The organism is Desulfitobacterium hafniense DCB-2, assembly GCF_000021925.1.
Classification (GTDB): Bacteria; Bacillota; Desulfitobacteriia; order Desulfitobacteriales; family Desulfitobacteriaceae; genus Desulfitobacterium; species Desulfitobacterium hafniense.
In genome coordinates this window covers 207346-218243 of sequence record NC_011830.1, presented here as the reverse complement: position 1 = coordinate 218243, position 10898 = coordinate 207346, and the positions used below count along the sequence as shown (strand labels likewise).

Below are 10898 nucleotides of genomic sequence, written 5' to 3'. Positions count from 1 at the left end.
AATACTGAACAACCTTAGGTGCAAAAAAGACTGTTGACAAAATTCTATCAACAGCCGGGGGCGGATACCTTGCCCTCTCTTAATTCCGAGACATTTTAATGCGAAAAGAATATTTATCTGCCCTAAACATAGTTTGTACAAATTCAATAAGTTTATGGTCGGAATCAAAGCTGGAACGTTCCGTTACTAAAACACTGGATCGCTTGGGAACCTCCAATAGAAGTGCGTCCTCCTTGCTTGGTATCGCACTGGTAACAATTTCATCAGCCTCCCAAAGAACTATGCCCAGGGAGCTTTCCATAATCTTATATATATTGGCGTTAAGATCATAATCCAATAATCTCCGACCTGTTTCCAGATCGAAACATTTGCGCTCAATAGCTATCACTTGATCGTTGGCATACCTGAGGCGTTTGATCATATAGAATTCTTCTCCGCCAAACATCTCGGCAATATATGCAGGCTCTCTCTTAATATTACACGAAAGCAGCTTTGCTCCAGACCTCATACCCGCTCTTTCGATCGTCTCAGTATAGGAGCTGAAGGTACCTATCCACTCTTCTTTAATCGGCCGAACTGCTACAAAGGTGCCCTTGCCATGCTTTTTCTCAAGAATGCCGTCCCGAACCAAGGCCTCAATGGCTTCCCGAACAGTCGACCTGCTCACTGCAAAGTAATCCATCAATTCCCTTTCACTGGGAATCTTTCCCGTTAGATTCTCTTCGAAGATTCTTTTTCGTAAAATATTCGTAATCTGAGCATGTAAGGGCAGCGGATTATGAGGATCTAAAACCATGTGTTTCCCCTCCAAATTAAAAGAAAACTCCCTCAGGATAACTTATTATATACTATCATTCTAACATATTGGAGTCTTTTGTATATTGAATTTTTAAGCTATTTCTATTGATTGCAGATGGACCGATCGGATTCTCCAATCGGCCCATCTGCAATACTACTTTTTGAATACTTAGGTTTATATCGAATACCTATCATCTGCTAGAGCCAAATATTCATGCCTGCAAATCGTCCAAATATAGCTACAGACAGTGTTACCGCAACGATTCCGATGACGGTCATCAGCACACCGCATTTGGCAAAGTCTTTGATACTGAAATATCCTGAAGAATAGGGAATGACGTTGGTTGGACTTGAAGTTACCATGATGAAGGCCATGGAAGTGGCAATTCCTGCCGGACCGGCCACAATCCAAGGGTTCATTCCTAAATCCAAGGCTAAAGCGATAACTAAGGGAATGACCACCGCCCCTGTAACACTGTTACTGGAGAAGAAGATCTTCAATGCCTCCACCAACACCAGCACAGCTGCCACTCTCAGCATGGGATGAAGGGCCCCGATTCCATTAAGTGCTCCCCAGGCAATATAGCGCGCCGTCCCTGTCTCAGCCAGCAACATGCCTGCAGCGATACCACCGGCAATCAGCATGAGTCCGCTCCAGTCGATATGTTCATTAGCTTCTTTCCATGATCCGAATACCTGCAGGCCAGGCAGGAAAAGAAGAAGGAAAGCAAAGAGGGCTGTGAAATCTTCAGGAATACTGATACCTGTCAAGGATTTGATCAAAGGCGCTCCTAACCACATGGTTACAGCTGTGAAAAAAACAATCGTTGTATTGCGTTCCTGGCGGGTTAAAGGCCCTAACTCTTTATTCTGACGTCGGACATCATCAAGTTCGATAGGAACATTCCTGATTTCGGGCGGAAAGACTTTCATAAGCAGGAACCAGCCGGCCGGAAGCATCATCAATGCTCCAGGCACACCCACGATCATCCATTGCAGAAAGGATGCATCCGCTTCGGTAAGCTCCCGCAAGTAACTGATTGCCAAAATATTAGCCCCACACCCTGCCGGAGTGGATGTTCCACCGATAAGAGCACCATAAACGATACCAATCATCAGACAACGTCCAAAGTTACTCTGCAGAGGCTTACATCCGGACTGCCTGAGAATGTTCACGCCCAGAGGAAGCAGCATGGCCGCAACCGCCATATCCGTCACCCACATGGAAAGAAAGGTGCCCAGGGCCATAAAGGTAAAGACAATCCGGTCGGTTCGCGTTCCTACTTTACTGAGAACTCCCAGCATGATTCGATTCGCCAATCCTGAGACGGTGATGGCTGCCGATAAACCCATAGCACCCATCAGGAAAAAGAGCACGCTGCTGCCTAATCCTGTTTTAACTAAAGCTGTAAACGTCGATACACCCATCAGATGGAGAATAATGATCATACTTAAAGCCGTAATAGGAAAGGGAATAGCTTCTGTTAGCCAAAGGATAACCGCATAGACCAATACTGCAAAGACCGCTTTTCCTTCAAAGGTAAGAGGAATTTCCTCGGTTCCCTTATAAAAGGATGGGGGAGAAGGCAGCAGATAGATTATAAGCATTACCGCTATTGCTGCAAAGAAAATCAAAGCATTGCGCTTATTGAAAACATAAGGTCTAGAGGGCACAACTGGCGAATTAATACTCATCTTTATACAACCTCCATCATGCTAATAATTAGCATCTTTTAAAATTGAGTAAAATTACTGTGCAGTTTGATTGCCCCAATCTATAAATGACCCTCAATGTATCGTTCTCCCGAACGGATGCGAGTCTCTTTTCGCTCCGCTCTTCTTTCTAATTACAAAACCTTCTGCAGCAACTGTCCAATCATACTCGGCCGATCTGCCACCAGAGCGCCTGCCTTGGCTAAAGCTTCAACCTTATCTTCTACTGTGCCTTTTCCTGCTGTAATGATGGCTCCCGCGTGACCCATTTTTTGACCTTTAGGCGCTGTCCGGCCTCCCATAAAGCCAATCAAGGGTTTAGTGAAAATCCTTTGTTCAATTGCTTCAGCCACATCTTCTTCCATAGTTCCTCCGATCTCACCGATCATGACCACAGCATCCGTATCCGGATCTTTTTCGAACAACGGCAAGATCTCGGCAAAGCGGGTTAAGGGCACGGGATCTCCGCCAACGCCTACGATTGAGCTCGGCCCAAAGCCCGCTTTGACAATCTCCGCCGTCACCTCATTGGTTAAGGAACCACTGCGGGTCATGACCCCTACTCGTCCAGGTTTATATACTCTATCCAACCAATAAGGGAAAAAACCCATCATAGCCTTTCCTGTAGAAATGATTCCTGTGGTATTGCCGCCAATAACCATGGCTTGCTTCTCTAAAGCAATTTTTCTCAGCTGCATCATCTCATGAAGAGGAATTCCTTCAGCCGTAACCACAATTACTTTTATTCCACTGTCAAGAGCCTCTAAAACAGCTCCTTTGGCAGCTTTAGGGGGTACAACCAATAAAGATGCTTCTATGGGATGCTCTTGCACAGCCCGACGGACGGTATGATAAACTGGAATACCGTCAACATCCTGACCTTCCTTACCCGGTGTGACTCCGGCTACAATGTGGGTGCCATAATTCTTGGCGTGCTTCGCCCAGAAACTTCCTTCCTTTCCGGTTATGCCTTGAATCAAAACAGGGGTAGTATGATCAATGATTATGCTCAATTTTCTGCACCTCCCACTATCTCGACTGCTTTCCTGACCGCTTCTTCTGTATCGCTTAAGGAGGGCAACCCTGCACTGCGCAGCAACTTTTGAGCATCCTCTTCCCCTGTACCGCGAATTACTGCTACAATCGGAATTTCCGGCTTCAACTCCTTGACTGCCTCAACAATTCCCTGAGCCATAACATCAGCACGGGCAATTGTACCGAAAGTCGCGATAAGGATGCATTTGGGCTTTGCTTTCAGCATCATTTTCATACATTGCTGAGCTTTGTGGTAGTTTGGTCCGCCAAATTCCAAGTAGTTGGCCACGGTACCCCCATAATAATGGATTAAATCAAGGACGACATTAGCCAGCCCTGCTCCTGCGACCATCATTCCGATATCCCCTTCGAAGGCAATATAGGGAATTCCATCCAGTGCCGCCTCATACTCGAAATCGCTTTTATAATGATCACGAGTCAGGGAGAAACGATTTTGCTTATATAGAGCATTATCATCCAAATTAAATTTGCCATCAGCAGCTGCCATTGTTCCATCCCTAAGGATCATAAGGGGATTGATCTCCACTAATTCAGCGTTATATTTTACAAAAAGCTGATAAAGCTTGAGCAGAATCTTGCTTCCTTCTTTAGCTGCACTCTGTTCTAATCCTAGACCGTACATGATATTATCCGCTTGATAAGCCATCAGGCCCAGAGACATATCCACTTTTTCCTTGATAATCTTTTCCGGCGTAGTACGGGCGATTTGTTCAATATCCACGCCCCCCTCCAGGCACGCCATAACCATGGCTAAGCCTGAAGCGGCATCTACGGTAATGGAGACATACATTTCTCTTTCATAAGGCACAGCCTCTTCGACCAACAGCTTCTTGCCGGTGGCTTCCAGAATCCGCTCAGCTTCCTTTTGGGCTTCTTCTTTTGTACGCACAAATTTGACTAATCCTGCTTTGCCTCGCCCGCCCTGCAGGACTTGGGCCTTCAAGACACAGGGTAACCCGATCTTTTCCAAGGCACTGTTCAGTTCACTTATATCACCGATTAAGGCATTTTGGGGAATAGGGATACCGCTTTCTGCAAACAGTTCTTTAGCCTGGTATTCAAATAGTTTCATTAAGCTAGGCCTCCTTAACTACGGCCATACTTGGCCCAATATGACCCGAATAATTCCTCTTCCTCAGGAATAACCTCCGGAATCAAGCGGGACACCTTAGTCGTCTGGATAAAGTGTTGATAGGAGAGATTATCTTTAATATTATTGCCGGCCCAAGTTCCTCCCCCCATGGAAAGTGTGAAATTCAGACCGTTGTTGAAGCTGCCTCCATTACCGAAGCACTGTATTTGATTGATTAATAAACGGCATACTTCCATTTCCAAGCCGATGCGTTGAATATGTTCCTCATTGGTTGTATGAAGCCCACAGGAGTGCCCGCGGCCTGCATGATTCAAGATTCGTTTTGTCAACTCCAGTGCTTCATCAAAATCTCCTGCTTTATACAATGTGAGAACCAGAGCAATCTTTTCTCCTGAGAAAGGATACCCCTTCCCCACTCCTGTCTCTTCCACCATGAAAAAGGAGGCTTTCTGAGCTGCCGGGTTTGTCAATCCCGCTTCCTGGGCCATAACGCTGGCATCTTTAGCTGTGGTTTTCCCTCTGCGCTTGCCATTTTCATCCCACATCGCTTTTTGCATTTGTTCCTTTTCGGCAACAGTACACTTATAGCCGCCTTCCTTCTTTAAGGCTTCGATCATTTGCTCATATATTGCAGCTTCAATGACAAGAGCGTTATCACTGGAGCAGCTCGTGGCATTATCAAAGGTTTTGCTTAGCATAATCTTATGGGCCGCATCCTGCAGGTTCGCAGAAGCATCAACTATAGTGACGACATTGCCTGCGCTGACACAGGCGTTTGGTGTACCGCAAGTCTGACCTGCGCGAACATTATTGGCCGATCCTGTCACAGTTACCATATCCGCCTGCTTCATCAGTTCAGTGGTCAGCTCTTTGGATACAGGCATCGGCAAGGATTGAACCAAATCGAGGGGAGCCCCCACCTTTGCCAGCTCGGCATGGATGTATTCCAACAACTTAACTGTGGTGGACGCACCTTTCGGGGAGGGTGCAATAATTACCGCATTGCGTCCTTTTAATCCCATCATCGTCACGTTGGCAGGCGTAGCACCGGGATTGGTTGAGGGTACAGCCGCCGCAATCACCCCTACCGGTTTAGCTATTTCTGTAATACCTATGGCTTCATCCACCTTGATAATTCCGACAGATTTGGCCTCCGGAGCCAATAAGTCCCGCAACGTACCAAAGGTTTTGCGTTTGTTTTTGGTAATTTTATCTTTCACATTGCCAAGCCCTGTATCCTGAACGGAAATCCTTGCCAGCTCTTCAGCGTGATCCTGGCGGTAAATAGCCCACGCCACAGCTTGCACCAAGGTATTGGCCTGATCCTGAGAATAATTCTGAATCTCCGCCATAGCCTTACGTGCTTTTAAAATCAACTCTTCCACAATAATTTTGGCATCGGTTTCGCCGGAAGTATTTTTATTCGCACTCGTACTCGCGCCCATATTCACTTTCCCCTTTCTCTGAATTCGTCGCAACCATTGCGTACATAGTATGCGCTCATTCATCGACACTGGACTATACACACGCTTATCCTGCAGTTGACCTTATATGAAATCTATGGGAAAGGGCGGGCATGACTCCTATGTCCCCTATCACGCCCTTGCCCTTTGCTCCGTTCGACTTCTACCAGTTTCTGACGTCCAGTGACTTATACTTGGGAAGTAGCCGGGTGGGCAGCTTCAGCGCGTCTTTTCTAAAGGGCGGTGCCAGCTGGGTCCCGTCGCAAACGATCTCCAGCACAGTGGGCTTACGGGAGTCAAGGGCTCTTTTGAGTGCCGGTCCGACCTCTTCTGCTTTAGATACTCGGATACCTTCCGCCCCCATGGCAATGGCAACCGGGGCGAAACTTTCAGGAGTCGGAATGTCCACTCCGACAAAGCGGTTATTATAAAAATCAATTTGGTTTTTCTTCTCTGCGCACCAGGCTCCATTGCGGAAGACGATAGCGACAACAGGAAGGTTATGTTCAACAGCTGTACTTACTTCGTGCAAACTCATCCCCCAGGCTCCATCACCGATGATTGCCACCACCGGGCTGTCCGGTTCAGCCAATTGTGCCCCCAAAGCGGCGGGATATGCAAATCCTGTATTGCCAAAGGTAAGGGCTGCAATATGTTTTCCTGCTCCTTTAAATTTCAGGTAACTGTTGGCTGTGGAGGAGACATTGCCAATATCGGTGGCCACAATGGCATTTTCCGGAAGCGCCTTTTGGATTTCATAGAGGGCACGCCGGGGATTGATGGGATAACCATCAACCATTGCTGATTGTACAATTTCCTCTTCCCAGGCATTTTGTTGAGCTTTAATTTGTGTTAAGCGGCTTTGAGAGACTTTCGGTTCGGCAATTCTTTCCTCTAAGCGTTTAAGAATCTCCCTGGCAGCTTCCCTGGCATCTGCGATCAGTCCCACTTCAACAGGATGAGTGCGGGCAATATTACGAGGATTAATGTCTACCTGAATAATTTTGGCACTTTCCGGGAAGTAATCAATATCGTATTGAGGGGTGGTCCCAAAAACGGAAAGTCGCGTTCCTATGGCCAGAATCACATCGGCTTCCGCCACCAGATTCATGGCCGCCTTTGAACCCATATAACCAATCGGTCCTACCCACAAAGGATGATCGTATGGGAAAGCATCATTATGCAGATAGGTGCAGGCTACTGGTGCGGTTAATATTTCTGCAATCTTGGCCACAATATCCTTGGACTGAGTGTCTACAACTCCACGACCGGAAATAATCACAGGTCTTTGAGCGGAAATCAAAAGCTCTGCTGCTTTATCAAGAGAAGCTAAATCCCCGCATCCCCGTTGATCCACCCGATATTGATGGGGTTCAAGAATTTGTTCACTAATTTCTCCATAGAAATAATCACGGGGAATATCATAAAGAACAGGTCCCCGCTCTGCATAGGCAATGCGGAATGCCGTGCGCAAGCAATCGGCTGCACGTGACGGGTGTGGAACCCGAATGGTTTCTTTGGTTATTGCTTCAAAAATCTTTACCGTATCTGCTTCCTGAAAACCGTCCCAGCCCACTGTAGGCGTACCGGCCGACGGACAAATGACGACCATAGGGGTATGTGCTGAATTGGCTGCCGCTACAGAGGTTACCATATTGGTAATACCAGGTCCGTTTTGCCCGATAATTACGCCGGCTCTGCCTGTCACACGGCAAAAGGCATCTTCCATATGTCCTGCTGATTGCTCATGGCGAACAGGGATGAAGCGAATTCCGGCAGTTGGAAATAAATCAAGTAAATCCATGAACGCTGATCCGACGATACCAGTAACGTGATCTATGCCTTCTGCTACAAGGGTTTCACAAATCGCTTCACTGGGTGTCATTGTGATTTTCGGCATCTAATTTTCCCTCCTATAAGTTTAGTAGTAAATCAGTGTTTCTTCCTCTGGTTCGGACATCCGTACCAGTTGAGCTTATCTATAGTATAAAGAATTATTTTCCACCCGTCAATATGTGAAAGATATACTTTTCACAAATAGTTTGTCGATTATTCTGCCAATGCCATAAGAAGAATCCTGCCCTTATGTGGACAGGATTTTAAATGCTATCGAGATAATTTAATCTTTTGGCAAATGAATTAGTTTCATAACTTGAACCCATTGATATTTCTACTTTTTTTGACAACTAAAAAAGGAGTACCTCCCCAACATCTCGAAATTGTAGTCGTCCAAAACACAAACACCGAGAGGTGGGAAAGGAGTACTCCCTGATGTTTAATATTCGCCAAGAACGTCTATTTTCCTTGGAGGAAATTTTAGAAACTTCTCCAAGAGATTCATATTCTCTAATTCTTGGGTCTTTGGACATTATTCCTTTACTCAATGCAGTTTCTAAAAAGGCTATCTTTGGAGCCCCAACTCAACTAAACTATTCTGCTATGATCTACTCATTAATCATTCGAGTAATTGAAAGAATCCCTACAATTAAGGATTTGCGTAAGCGGTTAAAGAACAGCTTAGAGTTTCGATTCGACTGTGGATTCACTCTTGCTGACTCTGTTCCTAGTGAAGCATCCTATTGCCGGATGATTAAGAAAATCCAAGATTCCTCTGCCTTGGCAAATTCTCAGGATGATTTGGTGCTTCAGGCATTCAAAGAAGGGTTTATCGGTCCGAAATGTGCTGTTGCAATCGATGCTACCCATATCGAAGCCAGAGATCGCAAGCCTGAAAAAAAGAAGGAAAAAACAGTGGTTGAGCAAGCTCCCAAAAAGCGTGGTCGAAAGCCCAAAGCAGAACGCGAGGCTTGGCTCAAAGAACAGGAGGAGCTAGAAAAGAATCGCCCCATATTTGAAAAGAAGATTGAAGATCAACTTCCCTACAGCTTTACAGAATTAGTACAACACATCCCACTTGATCCTCAATGGGGTATTAAGAAGAATTCAGAAGGTAAAAACGTGTTCTGGTATGGCTTCAAAGGGCACCTCCTTGTCGATTGTAAGGGCCAATACGTTTTAAGCTCCTTACTCTCTTCGGGGAATATAAATGACGGAAAAATGGCCATTCCTCTAATTAAAGCTCTGAGTGAAAAGCACCCTTATTTGAACCCCTCCCATATCCTTGCGGATGCAGGATATGACTATGCTCCAATTTACGAGCAAGCTAGAAGTATAGGAGCACAAGCGCTGATTGATTACAATCGACGAAATGAGCAACTTCCAGAGGGCAAAGATAAATATTTTCGTCCAATATGCCAGAAGGGTTATTCATACCGCTACGACAGCTATGATCCATGCTATGACACTGTAAAATATACTCAACCCAAGGAATGCAAGGAGTGTTCACTTAGGGAAAGCAATACCTGTCAAAGGGTGTTTAAGATGAAGGTTTCATCAGATCCTAGAAAATACACTGTACCAGCTAGGGGAAGTGACCGTTACTTTGAACTTTACAAACAACGAACTGCTGTAGAGCGAGTCAATGCGTATCTCAAGGAGTATTTCCAGCTCAACAATATCCGTCATCGTGGAAAACGTGCCCAAGTAGATTTTCAGTTTTCAATCTTGGCCTATACCCTATGCAAATTAGCTGTCGATCGCCTAAATAAGTCAACGAGTATGGCCGCTTAGTTTTTTAAAAAACGGAAATTCCGAAATTCTGTTAGTCTGTTTTATTTTCGGACTAACATTATGAAATTAACTCAAATACATATAAAATTATTTGTACGTCTGGAATACTACGGGTTAGAATAGATGCAAGGGGGAATCGTATATGAATAAGATCAGAATTGGCATCGTTGGTTACGGAAATCTTGGCAAAAGCGTGGAGCTGGGAATTCGGCAAAATGAGGATATGGAACTTGTGGGAGTATTTACGAGACGGGATCCTTCATCCATCAAAACCGTTACCCCAGGGGTTAACGTCTTCACCATGGATGAGTCCAAGCAGATGACAGAGCAGATTGATGTGATGGTGCTTTGCGGCGGAAGCATGTCGGACATGCCGGTCCAGGGTCCTGAATTTGCAAGTCTGTTCAATACCGTTGACGGCTATGACACCCATGCCAGGATTCCGGAATATTTTGCCGCCATGGATAAAAATGCTTTAGAGTCCCAAAAAGTCTGCATTATTGCCAGCGGCTGGGATCCGGGAATGTTCTCCATCAATCGTCTCTATGCGGAAGCCATCTTGCCGGCCGGAGATACATACACCTTCTGGGGCAAAGGAATCAGCCAGGGGCATTCCGATGCGCTCAGAAGAATTAAAGGGGTAAAGGATGCTAAACAGTATACCATTCCCAAAGATCAGGCTATTAACGCTGTAAGAAGAGGAGAAATGCCGGAACTTTCAACAAGGGAAAAACATTGGCGGGAGTGCTTTGTCGTCCTTGAAGAAGGAGCCGATAAAGAACGGATTAAGCAAGAGATCAAGACCATGCCCAATTATTTTGCGGATTATGACACAGAGGTACACTTCATTACAGAAGAAGAACTGATCAAGGATCACCCTGGTCTTCCTCACGGCGGCTTAGTGATTCATCATGGCCGGACAGGTCTTGATGAAAAGCATCATCATGTCATTGAATATCGCCTGGCTTTGGATTCCAACCCTGATTTCACCGCCAATGTTCTCGTTGCCTTTGCCAGAGCAGCCTACCGCTTAAATCGCGAAGGGGTATCCGGTGCCAAAACAGTAGTGGATATTGCTCCAGCCTATCTTTCCAGCAAATCGGCTGAAGAGCTCAGAAGGTCCCTGATCTGATAGTTCAATAGGG

The 10898-nt window shown here is 45.7% G+C and carries 8 protein-coding genes; 2 read left to right on the top strand and 6 right to left on the bottom strand.

Going from position 1 to position 10898, the window contains the following annotated elements:
- Nucleotides 1–79: 79 nt before the first annotated feature.
- From DHAF_RS01045 to xsc, 6 genes are all read right to left on the bottom strand, one after another.
- Entirely contained in the window at nt 80–796 is a 717-nt protein-coding gene (locus DHAF_RS01045; protein WP_005808165.1) for a GntR family transcriptional regulator, read from the bottom strand.
- Between the two features lie 200 nt (nt 797–996).
- Nucleotides 997–2493 (bottom strand): SLC13 family permease, encoded by a 1497-nt coding sequence (locus DHAF_RS01040; RefSeq protein WP_005808163.1) that lies wholly within the window; start codon nt 2491–2493, stop codon nt 997–999.
- Nucleotides 2494–2645: 152 nt separating this feature from the next.
- Nucleotides 2646–3524 (bottom strand): succinate--CoA ligase subunit alpha, encoded by an 879-nt coding sequence (locus tag DHAF_RS01035; protein WP_005808161.1) that lies wholly within the window; start codon nt 3522–3524, stop codon nt 2646–2648.
- Nucleotides 3521–4639: a succinate--CoA ligase subunit beta gene (locus DHAF_RS01030; protein ID WP_015942621.1), complete on the bottom strand. Its 1119-nt coding sequence runs from the start codon at nt 4637–4639 to the stop codon at nt 3521–3523. The genes DHAF_RS01035 and DHAF_RS01030 overlap by 4 nt, the downstream gene beginning before the upstream one ends.
- 14 nt (nt 4640–4653) lie before the next feature.
- The gene (gene sauS, locus DHAF_RS01025; RefSeq protein WP_041271908.1) at nt 4654–6105 is read right to left on the bottom strand and encodes an acylating sulfoacetaldehyde dehydrogenase; all 1452 of its coding nucleotides are present in this window, start codon (nt 6103–6105) and stop codon (nt 4654–4656) included.
- A gap of 181 nt (nt 6106–6286) precedes the next feature.
- Nucleotides 6287–8023 carry a sulfoacetaldehyde acetyltransferase gene (xsc, locus tag DHAF_RS01020; protein WP_005808155.1) on the bottom strand — a complete coding sequence of 579 codons (1737 nt, stop codon included), beginning with the start codon at nt 8021–8023 and terminating at the stop codon, nt 6287–6289.
- A gap of 371 nt (nt 8024–8394) precedes the next feature.
- Between xsc and DHAF_RS01015 the strand changes: the two genes are divergently transcribed.
- Nucleotides 8395–9753 carry an IS1182-like element ISDha11 family transposase gene (locus DHAF_RS01015; RefSeq protein WP_015942619.1) on the top strand — a complete coding sequence of 453 codons (1359 nt, stop codon included), beginning with the start codon at nt 8395–8397 and terminating at the stop codon, nt 9751–9753.
- 142 nt (nt 9754–9895) lie between these two features.
- The gene (locus DHAF_RS01010) at nt 9896–10885 is read left to right on the top strand and encodes a diaminopimelate dehydrogenase (RefSeq protein ID WP_005808153.1); all 990 of its coding nucleotides are present in this window, start codon (nt 9896–9898) and stop codon (nt 10883–10885) included.
- The last annotated feature ends 13 nt before the right edge of the window (nt 10886–10898 follow it).

What these genes read in the sequence shown, in the direction of transcription:
- DHAF_RS01045 (WP_005808165.1), bottom strand. Translation starts at nt 796, where the DNA reads ATGGTTTTAGATCCTCATAATCCGCTGCCCTTACATGCTCAGATTACG.
- DHAF_RS01040 (WP_005808163.1), bottom strand. Translation starts at nt 2,493, where the DNA reads ATGAGTATTAATTCGCCAGTTGTGCCCTCTAGACCTTATGTTTTCAAT.
- DHAF_RS01030 (WP_015942621.1), bottom strand. Translation starts at nt 4,639, where the DNA reads ATGAAACTATTTGAATACCAGGCTAAAGAACTGTTTGCAGAAAGCGGT.
- sauS (WP_041271908.1), bottom strand. Translation starts at nt 6,105, where the DNA reads ATGGGCGCGAGTACGAGTGCGAATAAAAATACTTCCGGCGAAACCGAT.
- xsc (WP_005808155.1), bottom strand. Translation starts at nt 8,023, where the DNA reads ATGCCGAAAATCACAATGACACCCAGTGAAGCGATTTGTGAAACCCTT.
- DHAF_RS01015 (WP_015942619.1), top strand. Translation starts at nt 8,395, where the DNA reads ATGTTTAATATTCGCCAAGAACGTCTATTTTCCTTGGAGGAAATTTTA.
- DHAF_RS01010 (WP_005808153.1), top strand. Translation starts at nt 9,896, where the DNA reads ATGAATAAGATCAGAATTGGCATCGTTGGTTACGGAAATCTTGGCAAA.